This is a genomic window from Methylobacterium sp. Leaf106 (genome assembly GCF_001422895.1).
Taxonomy (GTDB): Bacteria; Pseudomonadota; Alphaproteobacteria; order Rhizobiales; family Beijerinckiaceae; genus Methylobacterium; species Methylobacterium bullatum.
Window position 1 is genome coordinate 22,521 of record NZ_LMNB01000005.1, and the last position, 26,352, is coordinate 48,872.

Sequence of the window (26,352 nt, forward strand, 5' to 3'; positions counted from 1 at the left end):
CTAGGCAACGACCATGCTGGGAAGCCGCCGCCCTCACGAGCGGCGCTTGCGCCAGAGCAGGATGCCCCGGCAGGCGATGTCCCGCACCCGCCTGTCGAGGGCGGGATAGCGGCGCAGGGTCGCGACCAGCCTCGCCCGCGCCGCGCCCGTCAGGCCGCGCCAGCCGAGCGGCGCGACGAGGTCCACCAGCGGCAGGGGCTCGACCCCGAAACGGCGTTTGTAATCGTAGTCGCCGATGCTGAAATCGAACGAGCGGCAGCCCTCTCGGTGGAGGGCCTCCATGGTCTTGTCGATCACGAGGCGGCCCGGCGAGCAGTTCGACCACCCCTCCCCGGCATTGCTGATGCGGATCATGACGTAGGTGTCGGCATCGCGGATGCCGAGCAGCGCGGCAACGACCTCGTCTCCCGCCATCAGGGCGCTGACGACGGCGTAGCCGCGGCCGAGCCCTCGTCCGACGAGGCGACGGTAGAAGGCGTCGAACTCGGCCTCGTCGAGGCGGTAATCGGCGCCGAGGCTGCGCATGCGCGCCTCCTGCTGGCGCGCCATCACCTCCAGGACCCGCTGGGCCTCGTCCTGGTCGGTGACGATGCGGAAACCCGTCTCGGGCTCGCGGGAGAACACCCGCCAGCTTCGCTCCAGCTCCTTGCGCACGGTCTTGGCGAGGCTGCGATGATAGGCCTCCCAATCCTCGCCCGTCCTGACCTCGTTGCCGTTGAGCGGGCACGGGCACACGCCTCTGAGGAGGGACAGCGGATTGGGCCCGTCGGCCAAGGTCATCGGCATCTTGCGCAGGGAGAGAAGGTCGGCGCGGGGCAGCGCGGAGCGGATCGCCCGCCATAGCTCCAGGGCGCCGGCATGGTCCCTCGGGGCTGCGGGGCCGAGGAGCGGCGCGTTGTAATCGGTGAGGCCGAGATCGGCGAAGGCGATGATGCGGCGGATCCCCGTCTCGTCGATCACGAGGGGAAGATGCAGCGCGAGCGCGCTCGTCGCCCTGTCCCGCGCCGTCACCAGGAGGGGCGTCAGCCCCGCGCGGGCGTGGAGCGATTCGTACCAGGTCTCGATCCAGGCCGGATCCTGGAACGGCGTCGGCGCACCGGTCCATCCGGGCACGCACTCCGTCCAGTCGGATGCGATCGCCACATCGTAGCTCCGCGCTCCGGACGCGCCGGTTCCCGATGGCGCGATGCCCCGGCGATGGGCCGGGAGCGCCGTCCCGCTCACGCCGGAGCGGAGAGTTCGAGGATCTGGCCCGGACGGGCCGCATCAAGGCGGAAATCGACGGCGCGGCGGGCCGCGCGCTCCTTCTTCACCCAGGCGCCGTCACGCAGAAGCTTCTGCATCACCGCCTTCGACCAGTAGCCCGGCCCGGTGATGGCGTGGCTCGCCGGTTCGCGGCCGAAGCGATGGCGCAGCATGCCGTTGGCGAGGTTGACGATCTGCTTGCGGCGGATCGGCTCGTCCACGAAGGAGACCGTCATCGACACGTTGAGGCAGTCGAGGTTCTCGACCCGGTGCGGCGCGTTGAGGGGCCAGCTCAGCATCTGGCCGGGCGACAGCTCCATCACCTGGGCATGGGCGTCGTACCAGGGGGCGTAGGGCATATCGACCTCCACATCGAACAGGGCGATGTCCTCGAGATGCCTCGGCGTCACGAAGGGCGGGGTCGAGGGATAGACGTAGACCCGCTTGGCGCCGATGATCTGCCACAGGTGCTGCCCCGGCAGGTCGGCATGATAATAGACCTGGGCGTTGGGCGACGAGATCAGGATGCCGCAGGTGGATTTCGCCGGCGAGAAGCCGGGAACGCGCCGGGCCAGCTCCTCGAACATGGTGTCGAGCGTGTCGCGGTAGCGCCGGTCGACGGTCTCGACATTGCGCAGGTTGAGCCACATCCGCCCCTGGGCGATGGAATCGATCACCTGCGCGCCGGGAAGTCCCCCGGTTTCGCCCTCGCGCCAGAACTTGCGCTGACCGGGCGCACCCATATGGACGAGGCTGTACCGGTCGCGCGGATAGGTGTCGATCAGGTCGGCCAGGGCCTCCCGCGAGAACAGGGGGGATTGGTGCAGCCGATGCTGGAGCCGCAGGGGCTGGTGGCCCCAGAGGGCGCTGTGAGTTTCGTCCCAGGAGGTGAAGATCGGGTCGTTCATGGCTACGGTCAATCCGTATCGTGTCCCGCTGCTCTTCAGACGAGGTGGGTCGGTCCCCCTGCGGGACAGGGGCGATCCATTTCCGGACATCATATCCGACTGAGATGGAATCTTTGCATTCGCGGTGCCGCCGGGACAGGATTTCTGCGCGGGCCGCGTGAATACGGTGTCGTGCTCCTCGTAGAAGCGCCGTCGGCGGGCGGATCGAGCGCTTTAAACCGCTCGGGCGAAAGCCTTTCGCAAGCGATGGTCTGCTAGGCCCCCCCCGGCCACATATTCTTCCGGAATCTCGCCGCATGACGCAACGCCCTGGACCGGGAGAGACGAAGGCACCCTCCCCTTGCCTCCATCTCATGGGAACGGGGCATCCGCCCTGCGGCGTCGGCGATTTCGCTGGCCAGCTGGTGGAGGCGCTCGGGCTTCAGGGACAGCCTCAGGAGACCCTCGTGCTCGCGCCGGGCCGCGTGCCGCTCGGCCAGATCTGGCGCGCCGTGGGGAAGAGCCGCGCGGTCGTCGCCAACCTGCCCGTGGTCGCCTGGAAGCGGGCGTTCTCCGGGCCGCCTTCCGCTTTCGCCATAGCGCTCCTGCGAGGCCGGCGACGGGTCGCGATCCTGCACGAATGGGGCAGCCTGCACCGCCTGCGCCGTCTCGTGCTGAGGCCGCTTCTCCTCCTCGCGGACACGATCGTCCTCCTGTCGCCCCAGGTCCGGGACGAGCTCGCCGCCGATCCGGTGATCGGCCGTCTCGCCCGGCGGGCGGTGATGATGCCCCTGCCCCCGAACATCACGCGGCCCGAAATCAGCGTGCCGAGCGCCCTGTCCGAGCGGATGCGCGCCGCCCGCGAGCAGGGCCGTCTCGTGGTCGGTCATTTCGGCTCGATCTATCCGGGCAAGCAGCCGGAGGCGATCCTCGACATCGCCGCCAGCCTGAAGGCCCGCGGCGCCGACCCGCTCGTCGTCTTCATCGGTTCGTTCATCCGCGCCTCGGACGGGATCGAGGAGATTTTCCGCGCCAAGGTCGCGGCGCTCGGCCTCGCCGGGACCGTCGTGGTCTCCGGCTACGTCGCCTCGCCGGAGGAGCTGTTCGGCCTGTTCGACGAGGTCGATGCCTTCGTCTACGTCCTCCCCGAGGGGCTCACCGCGCGCCGCGCCAGCATCCTGGCCTGCGTCCAGGCCGGACGCCCGGTCATCGTCACCGAGCCGGCCCGCGCGGACGAGTTCGATCACCATCCGCGCTTCCGCGCGCTCCTGTCCGGCGGGGCCATCGTCCTCGCCCCGGGCGGCGCCGGACCGGAGGCCTATGCCGATCTCGCCCTGGCCGCGTCGGCACGGCCGACTCTGCCCCCCGCCCTCGATCGCCGGGTCTGGTTCGCCGATGCCGCCAGCAGCCTGAGGGATGCCCTCGGCTGATGGTCCGGGGTGCGAACCTTGCCCTTTCGCAGCGATCGAAGGGCAAGGAGACGCGTCATGACCCAATCTGACCCAAGCGGCGTTCCGGAAACGAGCAGGTCCGGCTGGTCCGGACACTGGGCGGTCGGCGGGCTGGTCGTCGGCTGCGTGGCGACCGTGCTCTGGTGCGGCCTGCTGATGACCCTCGGCGGCTGGGCCGTCGGAATCATCGAGTTCTGAGGGCGCCATCCCGAACGTGGGGCGTCTCACGCGCTGCGGAAACGGGCGAGGTAGCGCAGGCCGAAGACGGAGATCAGGAAGGTGACCCAGACCGGGTCTCCTCCATCGAAGAAGAAGCTCTCCATGCAGGAGAGCAGCAGGCCGAACAGCCAGACCTGCACGAACATCGTCACCAGCGGGCCGGCCCGGCCGTTCGCCTCGATCCTCATCACGTCCCGCAGGGGGGCGGCGACGAAGATCGCGAGAACGAGAACGAGGCCGGGCAGGCCCAGGGTGATGGCGGTGTCGAGATAGCTGTTGTGGCTGTGCGAGGCGTATCCGGCCCAGCTCGACCCGTCATCGGACGCCGCGCGCACGGTGACGTTGTTCCAGAATGCCGAGAAGCCGTAGCCGGTGAGCGGACGCGCTGTGAGGGCCTCGATGGCGAACTCCCACACATCGGTCCGACCGGTGAAGGTGGAATCCACGGGCAGAGCCCGCACGACGGCGGCGAGGGGCTCGCTCACCACCGTACCGACGCTGAACAGGTTGATCGTGAAGAGCGGAACCAGAGTGAGGAGGATTCGGCCCGCGAACGAACGGATGACGCCGAACAGCCCCGTGATCGCCAGCACCGCCACCAGGAGCGCCGTCGCGCTCTTGCCTTCCGAGCCGAGGAGGAACAGCGCCGACAGGGCGACGATGACGAGGCCCACCGTCGCGAGCCCCGAACGCGCCACGGCGATGCCGATGAAGACCAGCATGGCCATGACCGCCGCCGCACTGTTCTTATGGCCGAACACGCCGCGCCAATTGCCCGCGAGCATGGGCTCCCCCACGTCCTTCGCCTGATGGATGGCGAGGTCCGGTACGAGCAGCATACCGAGATAGCAGGCGCTCAGCAGCAGCAAGGAGGCGATGGCCAGGAGGTTGCGCAGATCGGTCCTCGACCGCGCCAGCAGGGGCAGGCAGGCGGCTGCCAGCATCACGGAGCCCGCGAGGGTCAGGCGCTTGGCCGACGTCACGGGATCCTGCGACAGCACGACGTTCACGGCGAGCCAGGCTCCGAGCGCCAGGAACCAGGGCGAGGCGAAGCCGCGCAAGGCTTTGGCGTGAGCCGGGAGCGTCAGGGCGAGGCACAGCAGCGCGAACAGGCCGAAGCCCGCATAGGTGAGCCCCTCCCGCCCCGTGGCGAGTTCCAGGACGTCCGGATTGCTGAGATCCTGGAACGGTTTGAGCGAGATCCAGCTGAGCAGCAGGACAGCGAGGAAGACGACCTTGCGCGCGATGAGGATGGCGGGCGTGTCCGCGAGTACCGCCTGCAGGCGGCGCCATCCGCCGGGCGCGGCCTCCGATGCCGGCACTCCGATCGCCCCCGTCTTCATCGACCCGCCTCCTTCATCTCCCGCGCGTCCGCAGACGCGGGGTGCTGGCGCGGTAGGGCTGCGGCTCGATGCCCAGGGCCGCGAAGCAGCGTCCGAGGGCCACGAGGATCGGATGCAGGGCGATGGTGGGTTCCCGTGTCCGCACCAGATTGAGGATGGCACGTCCGAACGAGACCCCGAAGATGGCGAAGGATTTGCCGGCCAGGGTCACGAGGCCCAGACTGCCCTGCGCATGCTTGCGCTCGATCCGGTAATTGATGGCGCCGATCCGCAGGCCGCGTGCGGCGAGCCATCCCGTCCGCGTGCGGGCGAGAGGCACCGTCTCGGTGATGACCGCATCCGCCTCCCAGTAGAAGGTCACGCCGGAGCGGCGGGCACGGGTGAAGAAGTCGGTGTCGCCGCCGCCGAGGAAATTATAGCTCGTGTCGAAGGGCGGAGCTCCCATCAGCGCGAAGGTGCGCCGCGTGATCAGGCAATTGCCGCTGCCGTAGATCATCGGAACCGGCCCGCTCTTGTCATAGGCGGGGGCGAAGGCGGGGTGGGTGTCGAGGCCGGGCCGTGTTCCCGGTTGGAAGCGCGGGATCACCGGGCCGCCGACGATGCCGGCTCCTGTGCGCTGCGCCGTGGCCACCATGCGCTCCAGCCAGTCGGGCTGTGCCAGCTCGTCGTCGTCGATCATCAGGAAATAACGGGTGTCGGGATAGGCCGCGAGGGCAGTGGTGAAGGCGCGGTTGATCGCCGAGCAATTGCCCTGGCGCTGCTCGACCACGCATTGGCCCTGGAGCGGTCCCTTCGCGAACACCGCTTCGGCGGCCGCCGAGCCGGCCTGCGACGCGCCGTCGTTGTCCACCACCACGACGGCGAAGCGGAGGCCGGTCCGCTGGCGCGCCAGGGAGGCGAGGGTCTGGACGAGGTGCTCCGGCCGTTTGAAGGTCGGGACGCAGACCACCGCGTCGAAAGGATTGGCGCGCGCCATCACGACGCGCTTCCGGTGAAGCGCTCAATCACATTCATCAGCGGCTTGGGCCTCAGGTCGGAATCCAGGGGGAGCGGCCGGTTCGCCGTGCCGTCGGGACGGGTGAAGTATATCGGCACCCAGGTATAACGATCCGTAATACCCCAGGTAAGGACCTCGCTCGGTGGTATCACCTCATCCACGATCCGCAGGAAGTCGGCCGCTTTCCGCGCGATGATCTCGTCGCGGATGGCGACGTCCCTGGGCAGGCCGACATCGATCACGTCGAGCTCGGTGATCAGGACGTCGAGCTTCATCGCCGCGATCTCCCGCAGGAAGCCCTGAAGGCCGTCCCGGTCGATCTCCCGGTCGGCGAACAGGTGCGCCTGCAGGCCGATGGCGTGGATCGGGATGCCCCGGTCGAGAAGGGAGCGCGCGATGGCGAGGATGCCGGCGCGCCGCATGGCGAAGCGCGGGCCGACATACTCGATGTCGTATTCGTTGAGGACGAGCCGGGCCGCGGGATCGGCCGCGTGGGCGGCCTTGAAGGCGATCGGGATGTATTCGGCCCCGAGAGTCTTCGTCCAGACGAAGGGGCGCAGGTCCTGCGGCGAGGCCGGATCGTCGGGCATCGGCTCGTTCACCACGTCCCACGAACCGATGAAGCCGCGATAGCGGGACACCACCGTCTCGATATGGCCGGTCAGCACCCATTCCGCCTCGACCCGGCTGGTGATCGCCTCCGCCCAGGCCGGCATTCCGCCATACCAGGCCAGGGTGTGGCCGCGCAGGCCGAGCCCGTTCCGGCGGGCGAAGGCGGCGATCCGGTCGGCGTCGCCGAAATCGAACGTCTCCCGGTTCGGCCGCAGGACCGGCCATTTCAGGGCGCCCTCCGGCACCAGCAGGCGGCACCTCTCCGCGAGGGCGGCACCGTAGCCGGTATCCGCCATGAGCGCGTCCCCCCGGACGGCGGCGCCGAACGGGGTCGTCTTTCGCGGAGCGGCGAGGACCGGACGGTCGTGCAGGATGCCTCCCGCGCCGAGCACGCCGCCCAGGGCTCCCTTGAGGATGGACCGGCGATGGGGAAAGCCCTGTCTCATGCCGAAACCTCGCGACGGGTGGGAAACGTCCAAAACGGCACACTCCGCCGGGGCATGGCGAAGGATTTTGCAAGTTCGGGTCCGCACATGAGATGATAGACGTCCCGATACGTTCGATCGGTGCGGCATGCCGTCCGCCGCCCGGCGATCGAACCATGCACCTTAGCGCCAGAACTCGACGGCGCCTCGTTCCGACCCGCCCGCCTCGGGCGAGGCCGGCCCTCCTCCTGCCCCGTTTCGTGGCACGGGCTCTGCGGATGCATCGGCCATGACCGCCCAATCGTCCCGAAATCCGACACCCGGCGCGGGACGCCGCCTCGGGAGCCTGCGCCTCGCGCCCTTGCGCCTCGTGGCCGGCGCATGGTCGACCCACCGCACCGTGCTGATCGGCTACGGCCAGCTCCTGGCCGGCGCCGGCGGGCGCCTCGCGCTCCAGATGATCTACTTCCTGGTTCTCGCCAACACGCTGAGCCTCGCGGAGATGGGCGTCTTCGCCTCTGTCTCGGCGGCGGGCGTGATGATCGGTTGTCTGGCGGGCTTCGGCTTCCAATCCTTCGTGATGCGCTCTGCCGCCGGCCGGCGCTCGTCGATGGGAGGATATCTCGCCGTCTACTATGCCTGTTTCGGGCTCGCCTTGCCGATCATGCTCGGCCTCTCGCTGGCCCTCTACGTCCTGCTGTTCCGCAACGTGATCGCCCTGCCCGGCTATCTCGCGATCATCGTGGTCGAGGTGGCGCTCTGGCGCCAGATCGAGCTCCTCGTCCAGGTGAACAACGGACTCGGCCGCTACGCCGCCGCGGCCACCGTGGTGTCGCTTCCGGTGGGATTTCGCGCCGCCGCCGCCGTGGCGTTCTGGGCCGCGGGCGGTGGCGATGCCGAGACCTGGGCGCTCTACTATCTCGTCGGCAACGCGGTCTCGGTGACCGTCCTCGCCTTTCTCTTCCATCCGCGCACGCGGATGCGGTTCCGCGCGGTGCTGCTCAAGGGCCGGCTGCGCGACGGGCTCCTCTACGCCGCCTCCTACTTCATGTTCCTGGCCCAGGGCGAGATCGACAAGCTCATCGTCCTGACGCTGGCCGGCGAGCGCATGGCGGGCATCTACGCCATCTCGATGCGACTCATCGATCTCACCGGCGTGCCGCTGCGGCCGATGTTCATGATGTATTCGCGCAAGCTCATCCAGGCCGGCCGCGCCACCCGCGCGTCCTTGCGCGAATGCCTGAAGGTGGAGGCGATGGTGGCTTGCGTCTCGACGGGCGCCCTCGCCTTCATGGTCGCCGTCCTGCACATCCGGCCCGATCTTCTCGGCCCGAACGTGTCGGCGGCCTACGGCATGCTCGCCGTCATCGTCGCCGTGCCGGCGGTGCGCAATCTCCTCGAATTTCAGGGCGAACTGTTCTTCGCCTTCGGCCGACTGGGGGTGCGCGCGGGCGTCACCACCGCCCTCATCGCCTTCAAGGCGCTGGCCTTCGTCCTGCTCCTCAAGGCGCTGCCCGATCCGGCGCAGTGGAGTCTGTGGCTGAACGCGATCTATGTCGCGATCTACGCGTTCTCGTTCCTGACCCTCTACGGACTTTTATGGCGGAACACGGCACCGTGATCGCGACACCCCGAGACAGGCGCCCTCCGATGACGGAATCCTTCACCCTTCCCGGCGCAGGGTCCCCCCGATGAGGGGCGGCGGATCGAAGGAGATGGGCATGAAGGCCGAGACCGGAGACCGTGCCTCCGCATCCGCGGGGCAGGACCGGGCCGAGCAGGTTCGGGCCGAGACGGTGGGCCTGATCACACTCAGCCACCGGGGCGATCTGGAACGATGCGCCCTGCTGTTCGAGAGCATCGATCGGCACGCGGCGTCGCGCGGCTGCCATTACGTCCTCGTCGACGAGAGGGACGTGGCGTTGTTCGCGCGCTTTGCACGTCCCGACCGGCGGATCCTGCCGCAGTCGCAGTTCCTGCCCTGGTGGATCAAGCCGATCCCGTTCCTGCGTCGGCGCCGGCTCCGCTACTGGCTCACGCCGTTCGGTAAGCCGGTCAGCGGCTGGCACATCCAGCAGATCGTCAAGATCGAGGCCACGCGCAGGCTGCCGGAGGCGCGCTACTGCCTGATCGATTCCGACGTCTGCTTCTTCCGGGACTTCGACCTCGCCGCCTTGGCCGAGCCGAATCCGACGCCGTTCCACGTCCATCCCGGCGGTGTCGTGGCCAACCGGCCACGCCACATCCAATGGCTCGGCACCGCGAGCCGGCTCCTCGGCACCAAGCCCCAGAGTGTGCCCGCCGACGATTACATCGACCAGATCATCATCTGGGACCAGGCGACGGCGCGCGCGATGACCGACCGGATCGAGGCGGTGACCGGCCATGGCTGGGTCGCCGCTTTGTGCCGGGACCGTCATTTCTCCGAATACATGATCTACGGCACCTTCGTCGCCAACACGCCCTCGGCCATGGAGCGGCACGCGGTGACGGCGCAGAGCTTCTGCCGGACCCATTGGGACGACGATGCCCTGAGCGGGGCCGACATCCTCGCGATGCTGGACGCTGCCACCCCGACGGAGCGGGCCTTCTGCATCCAGTCCTTCGGATCGACGCCGCTCGCCACCATCCGTGCGAGTCTCGACGCGTTCCGTGCCGGGGATGGAGCGGAGCGCCCCGATCGGCGGACGGAAGCGGCATGAGGCGGCCCCCCCGCGCCTAGACTTGCCGAGGCCGGGCGCTCGCGGGGGAATTAAGGACGGAGACAATCGGCACGCGTGCGAATACGTTTCCGTGCGCCCGGTACGTGGAAAAGTAAGATTTGCCGTGTCATGTGCGAGAGCACGGTCGACGCACTTTACCGGAAGGCGGATACCCTCCCATGCTCCCGCAGAAGTCCTCGCTCCCGTCTCGCCCCATCAAGACGGAATAGAGACGGCGCATGCAGGCCATGGCACGGGACGACACAGCCACGATGGCGCGACAGGTCGCGTTGGGCGATCTCCACCACGATACGGAGATGCCGGCCGGCGAGGCCGGGTTCGGCGCGGAGACGCGGGTGCGCCGTCCTCGGCCGGCCAACCTCGCGGCGGGACGGCGCATCAACCCGAGGCGCGGAGACGATCATCTCGTGCTGCGAAAGCGGTCCGGGCATCCGACGCCGCAATGACCCCCGACGCCATCCTCGATCGCGACGCGACCGAACTCAAGGCCCGGCTCTCGCTGCGGGCGCGGCTCTCGCATCGTCTGTCGCGGCATGTCCCGACCGCGCCCGCGCTCCCCCGCCTGTCCGGCCCGATGGTGAGCATCACCTTCGACGACGTGCCGGACACGGCCTGCAGCACAGGGGCCGCCCTCCTCGACGCCCATGGCGCCAAGGGCACGTTCTACGTCTCCCGCACCCTCCTCGGCACCGCCACCGAGCATTGGCGGGTCGCCGGGGTCGAGGCCTTGGCGGAGATCCATCGCCGCGGGCACGAGATCGGCTGCCACACCCATGACCACAGCCTCGTTCCCACCCTCGACGCGCGGGACTTCGCCGCGGATATGGGGCGCAACCGGGACGCATTCGCCGCCCTCCTGCCCGGACTGACGCTGGAGAACTTCGCCTTTCCCTACGGGTATGCGTCACTGGCCGCAAAGCGCGTGCTGAGCCGGACCTACGGGTCGGGCCGCAGCATCATGCCGGGCGTGAATACCGGCCGCATCGACCGCTACTTCCTGCGCGCGAACCCGCTCTTCGACCGCTACCTCGACACGGGTCTCCTCGCCCACCTGATGGACGAGGCGGTGGCCCGCAACGGCTGGGTCATCTTCTTCGGTCACGACGTCGCCGAGGGAGCGAGCCCCTATGGCTGCTCCCCGGGCCTGCTGGAGGCCACCCTCGCGGCCGCCGGCCGGCGCGGCATTCCGGTGGTCTCGATCGCGCAAGGGATGGCGCGGGCGCGTGGTGTCGCCGCGGAGCTGTGCCCCACGGAGGAGGCATCCCGTTCGTCGAGCGAGGTCTCGGTGCGGCTCGCGGAGGGCGGCTCGCGCGACCCGTGATCCCGACCGCATCCGGGGGGCTTTCCGTCCCGTCCGGCGTGGTGACGACACCATGTCGTCAAGACGTCGCATCCGTTTCGGTCGGGCCGCGTAAAGACGTGATTCATCATCGTTTCGCGTCGTGACGCATTCATTGATGGTCGACTGAGAATTTAATCTAATCTGGACTCGCGGTTGCTATTCCCTCGTGCATTCCGCCGCGCACTCCGCGAAGTGTGCCGGCTCGGGACAGGAGCGGATGGAAACGGGATCGTCCAGTCGGCAATCCCGGTGCGCGCCGGGCCCCGTTTTCCGTCGAAATTCCGCGATGTTGGGAGGCGATTGATGTTGGTCTACGACGATCCCCCGGCATCCGGCAGGCCCGGTACGGCCGAGCCGGAGCGGAGCGCGTATCGCCTGTCCGTCGGAGGCGTGTTCTCGGCCCTGCGCCGTCGCATCGTCTGGATCCTCGCCTGCGCCCTCGTTCTGGCGGGTCTCGGCCTCGCCGTGGGAAAGATGCTGACCCCGCGCTACACCGCCGAGGCGCAGATCTACATCGACCCGCGCGACCTGAACCTGGTCTCCCGCGAGCTGACCACCGGCGGCCAGGATTCCAACGCCTATCAGAGCGTGGTGGAGAGCCAGACCCGCCTCATCACCTCCAGCAGCGTGTTGCGCCGGGCCGTCGATGCCACCGGCCTCACCACGGACGACGAGTTCGCGGGCGCGTCCGGCAGGATGGTGTCGAAGATCGCCGCCGCCCTGGGCCTCGGGAGCCCGGACGCGCCGCCGGATGCCGAGGGCGACGCGAATGCGGCGATCGCCCTGCTGCAGCAGCGCCTCTCCGTGCGACGGACGGGCCGGACCTACGTGATCGACGTCTCGGTCTGGTCTCGGGACGCGGCGAAGGCCGCCCGCCTCGCCAATGCCGTCGTGGCGGCCTACCTCGCCGAGGATGCCGCCAGCCGGACGGAGGCGGCCAACCGCGCCAATTCCGGCCTCACCGCGCGCCTCGGCGAGTTGCGCAACGCCCTCAACGCCGCCGAGAACCGGGTTCAGGCCTACCGGGCCGAGACCGGGCTCGTGGGCACCCGCGACGCCCTCGTCAGCGATCAGCAACTGACGCAGATCAACGCGCAGCTCGCCGCCGCCCGCGCGCGTGTCGTGGAGGCGCAGGCCCGCGTCGAGCAGAGCCAGCGCATCGCCCGCGCCGGCCTGGATGCCGGTGCGACGGACGATGTCCTCGCTTCGCAGACCGTGGCCGGCCTGCGCGGCCAATACGCGGAACTCACCCGTCGACAGGCCGAACTCACCAACGAACTCGGGCCACGCCATCCCGCCGTCACCTCCATGGTCAAGCAGGTCGCCCAGGCGCGGCGCTCCATCGACCAGGAGGTCGCCCGCTTCGCCCAGGCGGCCCAGACCGACCTCGCCAAGGCGCGGGCCACCGCATCGGCCCTGGAGAAGAACTTCGACCAGGCCAAGGGCCGCACGGTCGGTCTCGCCCAGGCCTCCATCCGCCTGCGCGAGCTCGAGCGGGAGGCCGAGGCCAGCCGCTCGGTCTACGAGGCTTTCCTCACCCGCTCGCGCGAGACCGGCCAGCAGGCCTATCTCGACATGGGCAATGCCCGTGTCGTCTCCGCGGCGACGAAGCCGATCATGCGCAGCTTCCCGCCGCCGGCGCGCACGCTGATGGTGATGGGCCTCCTGGCGGGCCTCGGCCTCGGCGCGTTCCTCGCCCTGCTCGACGACTGGGCGCGTTTCGGCCGGCCGGAGCGCGTGTCGAGGCCGGCCCGGGCCTTCGCGGCAGCGCGGGCTCCCGAGCAGACGCAAGCCAAGGAGGCCCCGCCGGCCAGGGAAGTGCCGCGGGCCAGGCACGCTCCCGAGCCGACCCGCATGCCCGAGCCGGCCCCGCGGACCCGTTCGGTCGAGGCGCCGGTCCCGCCGCGTGCCCCCAGGGACAGCCGAAACCCCGCGACCCCCCGCGCCTTCCGCGCGGCCGATCTCCCCACACCCCGGCGATCGCCCATGGCCTTCTTTCGCGGCGGAGCGAAGGAGGCGGATAGCAAGCCGGCCGTCGAACCCGTAGCGCGAGCGGAGCCGGCACGTCCGGTCAGATCCCATATCCGTCCCGAGCCCGAATCCCGCGCCGAACTCAAGCCGCCCCACGAACCGGAACAGGCCGTGACACCGTCGTTCGACAATCCCGCCTCGGCCAAGCGTCCCGCGGGGAAGCGCGCCTCGACCACATCGTTCAGCGTTTCGGGCGCCGCTGCGCTGGTGGGAGGGGGACGATGACGACGCCGTCCCGGGCGGTCCTCGGGCAGGTTCCCGTGACCTTTCTCGGCGGGATGTCGATCGCGGCTCTGGGAATGCAGGAGACCGTGGATAGGATGGCCGAGGCCGTGCGCCTCCATCCGAGACCCGGAACGCCCCTCTATTTCACCTCGGCCAACGGTGAGGTGATGTCGCGGCACGCACGGGATGCCGAGTTCGCGCGGCTGGTGGACATGGCCGATCTCATCAGTGCCGACGGACAGCCGATGGTGACGCTGTCACGCTTCGTCGGCGACCGGGCCCTGCCCGTGCGGGTCGCCACCACCGACCTCTATCACGAGGTCGCCCGCAAGGCCGCAGCGGAGGGCCTGACCTTCTATCTCTACGGCGCCACGGAGGACGAGAACCGCGCGGCGGTGGCGACGACGCAGCGCCTGTATCCGGCGCTGCGCATCGTCGGTCATCACCACGGCTACCTCGCGGGCGGCGCGCTGACGGACAAGATCGCGGAGATCGACGCCCTGGCGCCGGACATTCTCTGGATCGCCCTGGGGGTGCCGCGCGAGCAGGCCTTCGTGCGGGATCACGGTCCGCTCCTGCGCAACGTCGCCCTGATCAAGACCTCGGGCGGCCTGTTCAACTTCCTCTCCGGAAGCCGCAGCCGGGCACCGTCCTGGGTCCAGCGGGTCGGGTTCGAATGGCTCTGGCGGCTGGTGCAGGAACCCCGGCGCCTGTTCTGGCGATACTGTCTCACCAATCCCCACTCCCTCTATCTCATGCTCACGCGCAGCGGCGACCGTCGGCGCGCGCGGCAAGGCGAGGGCAAGACCGGCGAGGCGATGGTGCTGGCGGAGCCCGAGAAGGACGATCTCGTCGGGAGACGGGCGAAGGGAGCCTGACCCCTCCTCCGCGCTCAATGCTGCGCGAAGCCTGCGGCCATGTTCACCGCCAGGGCCAGGACGCTGGTGTTGAAGAGGTAGGCGTAGACGGTCTGTGCCGTCACGATCCGGCGGAAGGTCTTGCTGGTGATGTCGGTATCCGAGGTCTGTGACGTCGCCCCGATGGTGACGGAGAAGTAGAGGAAGTCCCAGAAATCCGGATCCTCGTTCCCCGGAAAATCCAAGCCGCCGCGGTGCCGGCCCGTCTCGACCTCGCCGTAGTAGAGGTGGGTATAATGCACGGTGAAGATCACCTGCACGAAGACCCAGGCGCAGAGCATCGTCATGACCGCCAGGGTGAAGTGGGCGAGGCGCGGTGCATCCGGCTCGCGACCTCCGATCACCAGCATCGCCACGGCGCCGCAACTCGCGAGCCCTGCCAGGATGGCGAAGAGCGAGATCACCGGAGCGCTGTCGTCGAGTCGCGAGGCCTCCCGGCGCAGGGCGTCCTGCGACAGGGACGAGGTCCGCCAGATCACCAGGGCGGTGTAGACGACGACGCCGACGCACCAGCCGACGAGGAGGCGCGTCCAGATCGAGGCGAAGGGCAGGGCCACCGACAGCACCACCGCGAACACGATCGCCCCGAGAAGCCGCGGGCGCAGCAGGAAGGCCTGGAAGGGGTTCTGCATCGATGGGCCTCGCGCTCCGGCCCCCGGCTATAACGCCGGATCGCGCCGAACGGTCATCGCATCCCCGTGAGGAGAGGTGCGCTCACTGGGACCCGGCGGACGGCCCGGTATCACGCCTTGGGTGGGCGGCAGGCGGTGTCGCAGGAGGTCCCCGAGAACCGGGAGAACAGCCTGGCGAGATGAGGGCGCAGGGGCAGGAACCCGCGATAGGCGGCCTCGGCCAGGATCGGCATGCCGGGCAGACTCGCGAGGGTTGCGAGCCAGCCCCAGCCGGGCAACTCGCGCCAGAGCCGGATGAAGCCCGACGCCCCGGAGGCGAGGCGGCCCTGATCGTCCCGGACGTGGAAACGCGCCCGCGCGGCTTCGCGGCTGAGATCGGGGCCGAGCCTGGCGGGGGCGTCGTCGCCGCTGACGTCGACGAAGGCGAGGCGTTCGGCCCCGCGGCTACGCCGGTAGGTCCGGATCTCGGCGGAACAGAGCGGACAGGCCCCGTCGTAATAGACGGTCAATGCGGCGGGTGGGGTCATGGTGGGCGGTACCGTCCCTCTTCATCGGCTCCAGAGAGGGAGACCGTGTCCGGGGACAACGCCGCTACACGCGAAACGGCCACAGCCTCGATGGAAGCGGAGGTGTGGCCGTCTTTCGATGTGATGACGGAGGGGCACCCGTGTTTCGGGATGCCCCCCGCGGGTCAGCGGGCGGCGAAAGCCTTGAGCGCGGCCTTGCCGGCGTAGCGACCCTGCGCGCCGAGGCCTTCCTCGATTCGGATGAGCTGGTTGTACTTGGCCAATCTGTCCGAGCGGGCGAGCGAGCCGGTCTTGATCTGTCCGCAATTGGTGGCGACGGCGAGATCCGCGATGGTGGAATCCTCGGTCTCGCCCGAACGATGCGACATCACGGCGGTGTAGCCGGCGCGCTGCGCCATATCGACGGCGGCCAGCGTCTCGGTGAGGGTGCCGATCTGGTTGACCTTCACCAGGATCGAGTTGGCGGTGTTCTCCGCGATGCCGCGCGACAGGCGGGTGACGTTGGTGACGAACAGGTCGTCGCCCACGAGCTGGCAGCGGTTGCCGACCTTCTCGGTCAGGAGCTTCCAGCCGGCCCAGTCGTCCTCGGACATGCCGTCCTCGATGGACAGGATCGGGTAGGAATCCACGAGCTTGGCGAGGTAATCGACCTGGGCCTCGATCGAGCGGGTCTGGCCCTCGCCCTCGTAATGGTAGGCGCCGTCCTTGAAGAACTCCGTGGCGGCGCAATCCAGCGCCAGAACGATGTCGGTGCCGGGCTTGAAGCCGGCCGCCTGGATCGATTCCATCACGAAGTCGAGCCCGGCCTCGGCCGAGGGGAGGTTGGGGGCGAAACCGCCCTCGTCGCCGACATTGGTGTTGTGGCCGGCCTTCTTGAGCGCGCCCTTGAGGGTGTGGAACACCTCGGCGCCCATGCGCACCGCCTCGGCGAGCGAGGAGGCGCCCACCGGCATGATCATGAATTCCTGGAAGTCGATCGGATTGTCGGCATGCGCGCCGCCGTTGATGATGTTCATCATCGGCACCGGCAGCACCCGCCCCTGGGTTCCGCCGACGTAGCGGTAGAGCGGCAGGCCGGCGGTCTCGGCGGCGGCCTTGGCCACGGCGAGCGAGACGCCCAGGATGGCGTTGGCGCCCAGCCGCGCCTTGTTGGGGGTGCCGTCGAGCTCGATCATCGCCTCGTCGACGGCGATCTGGTCCTCGGCATCCATGCCGCCGATGGCGTCGAGGATGTCGCCGCGGACCGCGGCCACCGCCTTGCGAACGCCCTTGCCGCCGTAGCGTCCCTTGTCGCCGTCGCGCAGCTCCATCGCCTCGTGAGCGCCGGTGGAGGCGCCGGACGGCACGGCGGCGCGGCCGAAGGAGCCGTCCTCCAGCAGGACGTCCACCTCGATGGTCGGGTTGCCCCGGCTGTCGAGGATCTCGCGGGCGGCGATGTTGGTGATCGCGGTCATGCGTGCCCCTAGCTCTCAAGATGTGGTGCGGCGGGCGCTCGCCCGAGCCGTCATGATCCCGCGGGAACCCCTCAACCGAGGGATGAGCCAGCGGAACCGGTCTGATCCAGGGCAGGCTTATCCGTCAACACGCCGCCTCCGGCAAGCGTCCCCCTGTGCGCGGAGGGCTTCGGACCGTGACAAATCTTTGCGGAGCGCGCGAGAATTTCTGAAGCGGTCCGTTCGGGCCATCCCGCGAGGCCATGCGGCGGGCGAAGGGCCGGACTTCGCCGGCCGCGTCTACGCCCTTGATTTCATACGGGGAATCGAGGCGACACGTTCCCTTGCCGCGACCGGTGCGCTATAGCGGCGGACATGACCAGCCCGCCCCCCTCCTCCGACGGCCTGCAACTCGGCCAAGCCACCCCCCTGCCCGCCTCTCCGGAGGCGGCGCGCCTGGACCGGGTGCCGAATCCGCATCCCAAGACCGATTACCTCGCGCGTTTCACCGCGCCGGAATTCACCTCGATCTGCCCGGTCACCGGCCAGCCCGATTTCGGCATCCTGATGATCGACTACGTGCCCGACCTCTGGCTCGTGGAATCGAAATCGCTGAAACTCTATCTCGGCGCGTTCCGCAATCACGGCGCCTTCCACGAGGATTGCACCGTGGGCATCGGCCTCACCCTCGTCGACCTGCTCAAGCCCCGGTACTTCCGCATCGGTGGCTACTGGAACGCGCGCGGCGGCATCCCCATCGACGTGTTCTGGCAGACCGGCGAGCCGCCGAAAGCCATCTGGCTGCCGGACCAGGGGATCGCGCCCTATCGCGGCCGCGGCTGAGCCTCGGCGAAGCCGCATCCTGCCTCACCGATCTTCGGCGACGGCGCGGACGATCTCGTCGATCAGGCGTTCCTGTGCCTCGATGGGACCTCGATGGACCTCCGCGACCGTCCGGAGCATGTCGGCGAAATGGTCTCGCTCCGCGAAACTCAGGGCATCGTGCAGGATTGGCGCCAGGACCTTGATGGCCAGCGTCGTATCGGGAGCCTGCGCGGCGGCGTGGCGGACGAACACCATCCGGGCATCGAGGTCGTCCCCGGCCTCCACGATGCCGCGCATCTGCGCCGTGATGACGGCCTCCTGCTCGGGCGTCGGTACGCCACGGAGACGGGCGACCATTTCCATCAGGACGCCGGCCGCATCGGCGGGATGGCGGAGGGAGCGCAGGGGTGCGGAGCGGATCTGCCGTTCGCTCGCCATCCGGCGGCGGGTGCCGCGCCAGTCTCGCACTGCGTTGTCGATATGCTCCATCCCGTTGCCGTACTTGATCCAATAGACCAGTCCGGCGACGAGGGCGCCGAAGACGGCTGCGATGATCGGCATTGCGCGGGTTCCCACCTGTTCGAAACGGGGCCTCCATGCAACCGTGCGGCCCATCCCGCAACCACCCGGCCATGCGGCCGGGATCGGAACACAAAAAAAGACGGCCGGTAAAAACCGGCCGCCCTTCTCACGCGAGGTTTCGGGTGTGTCGGCTCAGTAGCCGTAGCCGTAGGCGGGCCGACCATAGGCCGGGCGGCCATAACCGTTGTTGTAATAGGAATCCCGGGCGGCTCCGGCCGCGATGGCGCCGGCTGCCAGGCCCGCGATGCCCAGGCCGACTGCGGCACCGGTTCCGATGCCACGACGATGGCCACCACCGTAGGCGTAACCGCGGTTGCCATACCCACGATGTCCATAACCGCGATGGCCGTAGCCACCGTGGGCATAACCACCATGGCCGCCGCGACCATAGCCATGACCGTGTCCGGGGCGGGCTTCCGCCGCCGTTCCGGCAGCCATGGCGCCGAGGGAAAGGGTAACGGCCGTGATCAGTGCGAACTTGCGCATGGGTCTCCTCAAATCGTTGTCACACTCAAGTGATGACAACGGGACGAAGACGGGTTGGTTCCATTGTCATGGCCGTACGAACGAGTCCGGGTGACGAGTCTCCGTCAGCGGCTGGACTTCGCCAGGCGATCGAAAGCCTGCAAGGTCTCCAGTAACGCCGGCATCGCCCGGAGGGGAACCATGTTGGGGCCGTCCGACGGAGCATGATCCGGATCGGGATGGGTCTCGATGAACAGGCCGGCGACCCCCACCGCCACGGCGGCGCGGGCCAGCACCGCCACGAACTCGCGCTGCCCGCCGGAGGTGGCACCCTGCCCGCCCGGCTGCTGCACCGAATGGGTCGCGTCGAACACGACGGGGGCACCGTGCGTGACCTGTGCCATGATCGGCAGGCTGCGCATGTCGGAGACCAGCGTATTGTAGCCGAAGGAGGCGCCGCGCTCGGTGACGATGACGTTCGGGTTGCCGGCATTCGTCACCTTGGCGGCCACGTGGGCCATGTCCCAGGGGGCGAGGAACTGGCCCTTCTTCACGTTCACCACGCGGCCCGTGGCGGCGGCCGCCAGGAGCAGATCGGTCTGCCGGCACAGGAAGGCCGGGATCTGGAGGACGTCGATGACCTCCGCCGCCGCCGCGCACTGGGCCGCCTCATGGACGTCGGTGAGGACGGGAAGACCGAAGCGCTCCTTGATCTCGGCGAAGATCGGCAGCGCCCCGGCGAGGCCGAGACCGCGCGCGGTGGAGCCCGAGGTCCGGTTGGCCTTGTCGAACGAGCCCTTGAACACGAGGCCGATCCCGAGGCGGTCGGTCATGCCCTTGAGCGCGTCGGCGATCTCGATGGCGTGGTCGCGGCTCTCGAGCTGGCACGGGCCGGCGATGAGCGCGAAGGGCAGATGGTTGGCGAAGGCGGTGGACCCCGCCATCACGACGGGACCGGCGGGTGAGCGAGCGGGTTCGGACATGGCGCCCGGTCTAGCCCGCCTGAGCCCCGTCGAAAAGGCCGGCGCGACGGCGAAGGACCGCCCGACGATGCCGGGTGAGCATGCAGCGCGTGAGGTCCGGCGCCGGGCCGCCCAGGCCGAGCGCGTCGGCGAGCCCCTGCCCGCTCGTCTCGCATCGCAGGGCCGCATTCCCTGCCCGTCCCGCCTGCGGCATTCCCGTGAGGCGGGAATCCCGATGAAGCGTGCGGGCCAGGATCTCGACCATACCGGCCTTCGCGCCGGTCAGCCCTTCCGCCGCCAGCCCGATCAGGACGAAATAGGCGCCGGCCGGCTCATGGTCACGTGACCCGAACGCCATCCGCGCCGGCGCCCGGCAATCGAGGCTCATGCGATCGGCATCCTCGGCGCGGAACACGGCGAGAGACGCCTCGCGCCCGGCCAGCGACGCCCCGGTGGCCCGGATCATCCGCGCGGTGAGCTGGTCGCAGGATTCCGTCGCCCTCGCCGCATCCGGTGCCGAGGACAGGAGGATGGCAATCAGGAGGCAGGCGATGGATGGGAGGGATCGGGCTTTCATGGGCCCGATCCTAAAGCAGGCCACTGCCTGAGCCCAACGATCTCAGCGTCGCGTTCCGATCGATCCCGTCACATCCGGGGGACAGGCCTCGTGGGCGTGCGAGCGGAGGACCCGGCGCAGTCGTAACGGATAGGCGCCCGTCTCGTCTTCCACCGTGCCCACCAGCGCATCCGTCGCCAGGGTGCCACGGAAGGCGACGTTGCCCCGTTCGCCGCCGACCAGGAACGATAAGGCCTTGGTGTCGTCGTCGAGGGTGAGGCTCTCGGCCTGCGCCGACTGGGATGCGGTCTCGTAGACCAGGACGTCGCCGGTGGGAGAGCGCCTGAGCGTGATCCGCCGCCCTGCCCGCTCGCCGCTCTCGCTCGCCGTGCAGAGATCCGCGAAGACGAAGGTGCCCGTGGCCCAGACCGGTTTCGCCGCCACGGACTTGGCGCGGGCAGGCCCTGTCGCCGCCATCGTGGAGGCGAGGGCCGCAAGCGGCAGGCCGGCCATCAACACCCGCTTCAGAACCTGCATCGGATTCTCCCCCCTCCGTGCTCGCATCAGGAGACCCGCAGCCTCGCTCCGTCATGTCTCTGGATTGCGACAGGATCCGGCCTCGGCGTGCGCGAAGGCACCTCGGCGCTCGAAGCAAGATTCGGTCCCGTCGGCCTTGGACGCCACCACGCGAAGCGCCGGCCCGAACGAACGGGCCGGCGCTGACGGAGAGGTCGTCTGCGAGGCGGCCGGACGTGTCACCGTCGGGCCGCCGAGCGGGTGTTCAGCCGTCCTTGTTGAGGGCCACGGCGACGAAGCGGGTCACGCCCTTGGTGCTCTTGACCCGCATCAGCACCGCCTTGCGGCCGCTGGCCTCGGCCGCCTTGATGCGCTCGGCGATCTCCGAAGGCTTCGAGACGCTGGAGCCGGCCACATCGAGGATGATGTCGCCCTGCTCGATGCCCTTCGCCGCGGCGGGGCCGTCGGGGTCGACATCCATCACCGCGACGCCCTCGTCGCCGGCACCGACCTGCGCGGCCGGGGCGAGGCTGAGGCCCAGGCGCGGCTGGCCGTCGCTCGTCGAGCTGCTGCGGTTGTCGTTGCCCGCCTTCGGGTCGTTCGGCAGGGCGCCGAGCTCAACCGTGGCGGTGTCGGACTTGCCAGCCCGCAGATAGGCGAGCTCCACCTTGGCGCCGGGCTTCAGGCCGGCGATGCGGCGGGACAATTCGCGGGCATCGTTCACCGACGCGCCGTTGACCGATTCGATCACGTCGCCGGATTTGAGGCCGGCCTTGGCCGCCGGGGTGCCGGGTTCGGCGTGGTCGACGAGGGCGCCCTTGGCCTTGTCGAGGCCGAGGCCGTCGGCGATGTCCTTCGTCACCGGTTGGACCTGGACGCCGAGATAGCCGCGGGCCACCTTGCCGTCGGCCCGGAGCTGATCGACCACCGCCTGCACGGTCTCGGCGGGAATCGCGAAAGCGAGACCCACGCTGCCGCCCGAGGGGGAGGCGATGGCGGTGTTCACGCCCACCACTTCGCCGCCGACATTGAAGGTCGGGCCGCCGGAATTGCCCTTGTTGATGGGCGCGTCGATCTGGAGGAAGTCGTCATAGGGGCCGGCGCCGATGTCGCGGCCACGGGCCGAGACGATGCCGGCCGTCACCGTGCCGCCGAGGCCGAACGGGTTGCCGATCGCCACCACCCAATCGCCGACACGGGGCGCGGTCTTGCCCAGCGAGACGTAGGGGAAGGTGCCGCCTTCGGTGATCTTGAGCAGCGCGAGGTCGGTCTTCGGATCCTTGCCGATGACCTTGGCGTCGAGGGTGCGGTTGTCGTCGAGCGTGACCTGCACGGTCTTGGCCTTGTCGACCACATGGTTGTTGGTGACGACGTAGCCATCGGCCGAGATGATGAAGCCCGAGCCCATGGCGCCGCGCTGGCCCTGGCGCTTGGGCGAGGGACCGCCGAAGCCCTGGCCCTGGCCCTGCCCTGGGCCGCCCTGGCCGAAGCGCTTGAAGAACTCGCGCAGCTGCGGCGGAACCTGCTGGCCCTGGCCCTGCCCGGGGCCGTCATCGTCGTCCATGCCGGCGCTGTCGTCGAGCTTCACCTTCACGGCGACCACGCCGGGCTTCACCTTGTCGACCACGCTGGCGAAGGAGCCGGGCGGATGGTCCGGCACGTCGATGGGGTTCTTGGACAGGGCCTGGGCATAGGCCGGGGTGGAGGGCTGGGTCAGGCCGACGCCGGCCGCGCCGGTCGCCACCAGGGCGATGGCGGCGACGGAGGCGAGGGCGTTGCGGCGCAGGCGAGAGGTGGACGACGTCATGGACAGGTCTCTCCGGAAAGGTCGTGTCCCCGCTGAGCGGGGCCATGACCCTCCATGTAGAGACCCTAGCCTGACCCGCCCGTGTCGCCGAGATTACGGTTTGGACAGGTTGGGAGGAGGGAGCGCCCTCGCCCCCGCGCGCCATCTCAGATCCAGCAACAATCCCGCCGGGTGCGTGTCGAGGACCGGCGTGATCGGCAGGCCGGCGGCGTTGAGGAGGCGGGCGGCCCAGTGGTTGCAGACGTTGGCGGCGCTGAAGCGGCCCTGCCCTTCGTAGAACAGGCTCGGCCCGTAGAGGCCGGGGCCACCCTCGATGGGGAGGTCGTCGGCGAGGCGGAAGCTCGCGTCGAGGCGGGCGAGCAGACGGGCGAGGCCGGCCTTCGAGACCCGGATGGGGACGATGTCCGAATGCGGGAAGCTCGTGCGGGTATCGTCTTCGAGGCCCACCACCTGGACGACGCCCTCGCGGCCGCCGGGGGTGAGCAGGGCTTCGAGGGCGAGGCCCAGGTCGAACTGCGCCAGGGTCGGCGTCGCCCGGTAGAAGCGGGCCTCGCCCCAGCCGAACTCGATCCCCGGATAGGCCCGGAAGCGGGTGGCGATGCTTCGCAAAGCCATGCCGGCGCCCTCCCCGGTGAGGGCCTCGCGCGGGATCACGAGACCCGAATGCCAGCCGTGGCTGACGAGTTCGATTTTTTCTGAGTCGTCGTCGGGGGCGGGATAGAGAGCGGGGTCGCCGGGCCTCGCCGTAATGATCGCGGCGAGGACGAGGAGGGCCAACAGGCCGGCGAGGCCCTGACCCAGCCGGCGCAGGATCACGCGTCGGACAACCGCGCCAGGGCTTCCCGGATCTTCTCCAGACGTGCCGCTTCCGCGTCGCGGCGCTCGCGCTGCTCGTCCACCACCTCGTCGGGCGCGCGGGCGAGGAAATCGGCATTGCCGAGCTTGGCCTCGATCTTTCCGATCTCGGAGGCCGCCTTCACCGCCTCCTTGTTCAGGCGGGCGACCTCGGCCTTGAGGTCGACGATGCCCTCCAGGGGCAGCGCCGCTACCGAACCGCGCACCAGCAGCTGGACCGCGTTCTTCGGCGCGGTCTCGGCGAAGGAGATGTCCGACAGGCGGGCGAGGCGCAGGAGCGTGTCCTGCCACTGCGTTGCCCGCGCCCGCAGGGCTTCGTCGGCGCCGACGATGACCAGGGGAATCTGGGCGCCGGCCGGCACGTTGGTCTCCGAGCGGGCGGAGCGGATCTCGGAGACGAGGTCCACCACCCAGCCGATCTCGGCTTCGGCACTCGCATCCGCCAGCCCCGACAGGTCGGGCCACGGCGCCAGCGCCAGGAGTCCACGCTCGGCGATGCCCTCGCCCTTGATCGCCCAGAGCTCCTCGGTGAGGAACGGCATGAACGGGTGCAGCAGCTTGGCGATCTGGTCGATCAGGAACGCCACCGTGGCCTGCGTCTCGGCCTTGAGGCTGGCTTCCACGCTTTCGCCCTGAAGCACCGGCTTGGCCAGTTCGAGATACCAGTCACAAAAGATGTTCCAGACGAAGCGGTAGGCGGCCGCCGCCGCGTCGTTGAAGCGGTAGGCGTCGAGTGCCGCCGTCACCTCGGCCACGGCGCGCGCGGCCTCGCCCAGGGCCCAGCGGTTCAGGGTCTCGGTGGCGTCTTCCGGACGATAATCGGCGCGGAGCACGCAGCCGTTCATCTCGGCGAAGCGCGAGGCGTTCCAGAGCTTCGTCGCGAAGTTGCGGTAGCCCTCGACGCGGTTCACCGCGAGCTTGATGTCCCTGCCCTGCGCGGCCATGGCGGCCAGGGTGAAACGGAGGGCATCCGCCCCGTATTGGTCGATCAAACCGAGGGGATCGACGACATTGCCCTTCGACTTCGACATCTTGGCGCCCGACGCGTCGCGCACCAGGGTGTGGAGATAGACCGTGGCGAACGGCACCCGGTCGGTGACGTGGAGTCCGAGCATCATCATCCGGGCGACCCAGAAGAAGATGATGTCCTTGCCGGTGACCAGGGTGTCGGTCGGATAGTAGCGGTCGAGTTCCGGCGTCGCGTCGGGCCAGCCCAGCGTCGAGAACGGCCACAGGGCGGAGGAGAACCACGTGTCGAGGACGTCCTCGTCACGGCGCAGAGCAACGGCGCGTCCGTGCTTCGCATCGGCCTGCGCCTGCGCCTCGACCTCGCCGGAGGCCACGAAGATGCCGCCCTCGTCGTCGTACCAGACCGGGATCTGGTGGCCCCACCAGAGCTGGCGCGAGATGCACCAGGGCTCGATGTTCTCCAGCCACTGGAAGAAGGTCCGCTCGTAATTCTCCGGAACGAACCTGGTCTGCCCGTCGCGCACCGCCTGGAGGGCGCGCTCGGCCAGGGGCTTCACGTTCACGTACCATTGGTCGGTGAGGTAGGGCTCGATGACGACGTTCGAACGGTCGCCATGCGGCACCGCATGGGTGTTGGGCTCGGTGAGCCGCAGCCGCTCGCGCGCTTCCATCAGGGCGACGACGCGCTTCCTCGCCTCGAACCGGTCGAGGCCGTGCAGGGCCAGGGCCTCCGGTTCCGGGTTCGAGTTCTTCAGGAAAGCCGCATTCCCGTCAAGGGTTATGCGCGCTTCCGGATCCAGGATGTTAATCGGCGTGCAGCCGGCCCGCTTGCCCACCTCGAAATCGTTGAAGTCGTGCGCGGGCGTGATCTTGACGGCACCCGTGCCCTTCTCCGGGTCCGAATAGGTGTCGGCGACGATGGGGATGAGGCGGCCGACCAGCGGCAGGCGCACGTGCTTGCCCACGAGATGGGTGTAGCGCTCGTCGTCCGGATGGACCGCTACCGCCGTGTCGCCGAGCATGGTCTCGGGGCGGGTGGTGGCCACCGTGATGACCGCGCCGGTCTCGGCGCCCGCCTCGTCGACGATCGGATAATCGAAGTGCCAGAGATGGCCCTTCACCTCGACCTGCAGCACTTCGAGATCCGAGATCGCGGTCTGGAACTTCGGATCCCAGTTCACGAGCCGCTTGTCGCGGTAGATCAGCCCCTGCGCGTGGAGATCGACGAACGTTTTCGTCACGGCCCGGACCATCTGGTCGTCGGGCTGGCCGGACAGGCCCATGGTGAAGCGCTCGCGCGTCCAGTCGCAGGAGGCGCCCAGGCGCTTCAACTGGTTGACGATGGCCCCGCCGGATTCGGCCTTCCAGGCCCAGACCTTCTCGACGAAGGCCTCGCGGCCGAGCTCGCGCCGGCCCGGCTCCTTCGCCTCGGCGAGGCGGCGCTCCACCACCATCTGAGTGGCGATGCCCGCATGGTCCGTGCCCGGCTGCCACAGCACATCGCGCCCGCGCATGCGCTCGAACCGGCAGAGGATGTCCTGCAGGGTGTTGTTGAGGGCGTGGCCCATATGCAGGCTGCCGGTGACGTTCGGCGGCGGGATCACCATGGTGAAGGGCCGGGCGTCCGCGCGCTCGGGCCGGCCGGCCTTGAAAGCGTCACCCGCCTCCCAGGCGGACGCGATGCGCGCCTCGACGGCGGCGGGATCGAAGGTCTTGTCCATCATGGGCTTGCGTCGGGCCAGTTCGTGCGGGGCGGGTGTCAGCCCGCGTGTTGGCCCGCTTTCACCCCGTCACGCCGCCCGCGTC

The 26,352-nt window shown here is 69.3% G+C and carries 25 protein-coding genes; 9 read left to right on the top strand and 16 right to left on the bottom strand.

Annotation, left to right across the window (positions count from 1 at the left end):
* Positions 1-33 precede the first annotated feature (33 nt).
* A complete protein-coding gene (locus tag ASF34_RS06320; protein ID WP_244478916.1) occupies positions 34-1,143 on the bottom strand; it encodes a GNAT family N-acetyltransferase in 1,110 nt (369 codons plus the stop codon).
* Positions 1,144-1,220: 77 nt separating this feature from the next.
* Complete coding sequence (locus tag ASF34_RS06325; protein WP_056159819.1) at positions 1,221-2,153, bottom strand: hypothetical protein; 933 nt, start codon at positions 2,151-2,153, stop codon at positions 1,221-1,223.
* Between the two features lie 296 nt (positions 2,154-2,449).
* Here ASF34_RS06325 and ASF34_RS06330 point away from each other — a divergent pair, with 296 nt between their 5' ends.
* Both ASF34_RS06330 and ASF34_RS22680 read left to right on the top strand, forming a co-directional pair.
* Positions 2,450-3,562 (top strand): hypothetical protein, encoded by a 1,113-nt coding sequence (locus tag ASF34_RS06330; RefSeq protein ID WP_244478917.1) that lies wholly within the window; start codon positions 2,450-2,452, stop codon positions 3,560-3,562.
* 57 nt (positions 3,563-3,619) lie between these two features.
* A complete protein-coding gene (locus ASF34_RS22680; RefSeq protein ID WP_018043782.1) occupies positions 3,620-3,781 on the top strand; it encodes a hypothetical protein in 162 nt (53 codons plus the stop codon).
* A gap of 26 nt (positions 3,782-3,807) precedes the next feature.
* On the opposite strand, the gene ASF34_RS06335 is transcribed toward ASF34_RS22680, so the two are convergent.
* The 3 genes from ASF34_RS06335 to ASF34_RS06345 are packed head-to-tail and all read right to left on the bottom strand — an operon-like array spanning position 3,808 to position 7,200.
* Positions 3,808-5,145 (bottom strand): O-antigen ligase family protein, encoded by a 1,338-nt coding sequence (locus ASF34_RS06335; RefSeq protein WP_018043783.1) that lies wholly within the window; start codon positions 5,143-5,145, stop codon positions 3,808-3,810.
* A 13-nt stretch (positions 5,146-5,158) separates the two neighbouring features.
* Positions 5,159-6,121, bottom strand: coding sequence for a glycosyltransferase family 2 protein (locus ASF34_RS06340; protein ID WP_018043784.1), 963 nt, complete (start codon positions 6,119-6,121; stop codon positions 5,159-5,161).
* Positions 6,121-7,200, bottom strand: a complete 1,080-nt coding sequence (locus tag ASF34_RS06345) for an endo-1,4-beta-xylanase (RefSeq protein ID WP_018043785.1) — start codon at positions 7,198-7,200, stop codon at positions 6,121-6,123. Before ASF34_RS06345 ends, ASF34_RS06340 begins: the two co-directional genes overlap by 1 nt.
* Before the next feature lie 268 nt (positions 7,201-7,468).
* On the opposite strand from ASF34_RS06345, the gene ASF34_RS06350 reads away from it, so the two are divergent.
* The 6 genes from ASF34_RS06350 (at position 7,469) to ASF34_RS06375 (ending at position 14,378) form a co-directional block, all read left to right on the top strand.
* The gene (locus ASF34_RS06350; RefSeq protein WP_056159825.1) at positions 7,469-8,800 is read left to right on the top strand and encodes a lipopolysaccharide biosynthesis protein; all 1,332 of its coding nucleotides are present in this window, start codon (positions 7,469-7,471) and stop codon (positions 8,798-8,800) included.
* A 100-nt stretch (positions 8,801-8,900) separates the two neighbouring features.
* Positions 8,901-9,881 (top strand): DUF6492 family protein, encoded by a 981-nt coding sequence (locus ASF34_RS06355; protein WP_244478918.1) that lies wholly within the window; start codon positions 8,901-8,903, stop codon positions 9,879-9,881.
* A gap of 272 nt (positions 9,882-10,153) precedes the next feature.
* The gene (locus ASF34_RS23075; protein ID WP_200913218.1) at positions 10,154-10,348 is read left to right on the top strand and encodes a hypothetical protein; all 195 of its coding nucleotides are present in this window, start codon (positions 10,154-10,156) and stop codon (positions 10,346-10,348) included.
* Complete coding sequence (locus ASF34_RS06365) at positions 10,345-11,223, top strand: polysaccharide deacetylase family protein (protein WP_056159831.1); 879 nt, start codon at positions 10,345-10,347, stop codon at positions 11,221-11,223. Before ASF34_RS23075 ends, ASF34_RS06365 begins: the two co-directional genes overlap by 4 nt.
* 324 nt (positions 11,224-11,547) lie before the next feature.
* A complete protein-coding gene (locus tag ASF34_RS06370; protein ID WP_056159835.1) occupies positions 11,548-13,500 on the top strand; it encodes a GumC family protein in 1,953 nt (650 codons plus the stop codon).
* Positions 13,497-14,378 (top strand): WecB/TagA/CpsF family glycosyltransferase, encoded by an 882-nt coding sequence (locus tag ASF34_RS06375; RefSeq protein ID WP_056159838.1) that lies wholly within the window; start codon positions 13,497-13,499, stop codon positions 14,376-14,378. Before ASF34_RS06370 ends, ASF34_RS06375 begins: the two co-directional genes overlap by 4 nt.
* 14 nt (positions 14,379-14,392) lie before the next feature.
* Here ASF34_RS06375 and ASF34_RS06380 read toward each other — a convergent pair whose 3' ends face one another.
* The 3 genes from ASF34_RS06380 to eno all read right to left on the bottom strand — a co-directional run bounded on the left by ASF34_RS06380 (position 14,393) and on the right by eno (position 17,030).
* A complete protein-coding gene (locus ASF34_RS06380; protein ID WP_018043792.1) occupies positions 14,393-15,049 on the bottom strand; it encodes a DUF1345 domain-containing protein in 657 nt (218 codons plus the stop codon).
* Positions 15,050-15,159: 110 nt separating this feature from the next.
* Positions 15,160-15,576, bottom strand: a complete 417-nt coding sequence (locus ASF34_RS06385) for a thiol-disulfide oxidoreductase DCC family protein (protein WP_056159842.1) — start codon at positions 15,574-15,576, stop codon at positions 15,160-15,162.
* 164 nt (positions 15,577-15,740) lie between these two features.
* On the bottom strand, positions 15,741-17,030 hold the full coding sequence (gene eno / locus ASF34_RS06390) for a phosphopyruvate hydratase (protein WP_018043794.1): 1,290 nt from the start codon (positions 17,028-17,030) through the stop codon (positions 15,741-15,743).
* Between the two features lie 354 nt (positions 17,031-17,384).
* On the opposite strand from eno, the gene queF reads away from it, so the two are divergent.
* Positions 17,385-17,852 carry a preQ(1) synthase gene (gene queF, locus ASF34_RS06395; protein WP_018043795.1) on the top strand — a complete coding sequence of 156 codons (468 nt, stop codon included), beginning with the start codon at positions 17,385-17,387 and terminating at the stop codon, positions 17,850-17,852.
* 24 nt (positions 17,853-17,876) lie between these two features.
* Here queF and ASF34_RS06400 read toward each other — a convergent pair whose 3' ends face one another.
* From ASF34_RS06400 to ASF34_RS06435, 8 genes are all read right to left on the bottom strand, one after another.
* The gene (locus ASF34_RS06400) at positions 17,877-18,395 is read right to left on the bottom strand and encodes a hypothetical protein (protein ID WP_056159845.1); all 519 of its coding nucleotides are present in this window, start codon (positions 18,393-18,395) and stop codon (positions 17,877-17,879) included.
* Between the two features lie 153 nt (positions 18,396-18,548).
* Entirely contained in the window at positions 18,549-18,902 is a 354-nt protein-coding gene (locus ASF34_RS06405; RefSeq protein WP_018043797.1) for a hypothetical protein, read from the bottom strand.
* A gap of 104 nt (positions 18,903-19,006) precedes the next feature.
* Positions 19,007-19,864, bottom strand: coding sequence for a 3-deoxy-8-phosphooctulonate synthase (gene kdsA / locus ASF34_RS06410; RefSeq protein ID WP_056159848.1), 858 nt, complete (start codon positions 19,862-19,864; stop codon positions 19,007-19,009).
* 10 nt (positions 19,865-19,874) lie between these two features.
* Complete coding sequence (locus ASF34_RS06415) at positions 19,875-20,420, bottom strand: hypothetical protein (protein WP_018043799.1); 546 nt, start codon at positions 20,418-20,420, stop codon at positions 19,875-19,877.
* A gap of 42 nt (positions 20,421-20,462) precedes the next feature.
* Positions 20,463-20,936 (bottom strand): hypothetical protein, encoded by a 474-nt coding sequence (locus tag ASF34_RS06420; RefSeq protein ID WP_056159850.1) that lies wholly within the window; start codon positions 20,934-20,936, stop codon positions 20,463-20,465.
* A 244-nt stretch (positions 20,937-21,180) separates the two neighbouring features.
* Positions 21,181-22,722 carry a Do family serine endopeptidase gene (locus ASF34_RS06425; RefSeq protein WP_056159853.1) on the bottom strand — a complete coding sequence of 514 codons (1,542 nt, stop codon included), beginning with the start codon at positions 22,720-22,722 and terminating at the stop codon, positions 21,181-21,183.
* A gap of 93 nt (positions 22,723-22,815) precedes the next feature.
* Positions 22,816-23,538 (bottom strand): DUF2459 domain-containing protein, encoded by a 723-nt coding sequence (locus ASF34_RS06430; RefSeq protein ID WP_056159858.1) that lies wholly within the window; start codon positions 23,536-23,538, stop codon positions 22,816-22,818.
* The gene (locus ASF34_RS06435; protein ID WP_056159861.1) at positions 23,535-26,270 is read right to left on the bottom strand and encodes a valine--tRNA ligase; all 2,736 of its coding nucleotides are present in this window, start codon (positions 26,268-26,270) and stop codon (positions 23,535-23,537) included. The genes ASF34_RS06430 and ASF34_RS06435 overlap by 4 nt, the downstream gene beginning before the upstream one ends.
* Positions 26,271-26,352 lie beyond the last annotated feature (82 nt).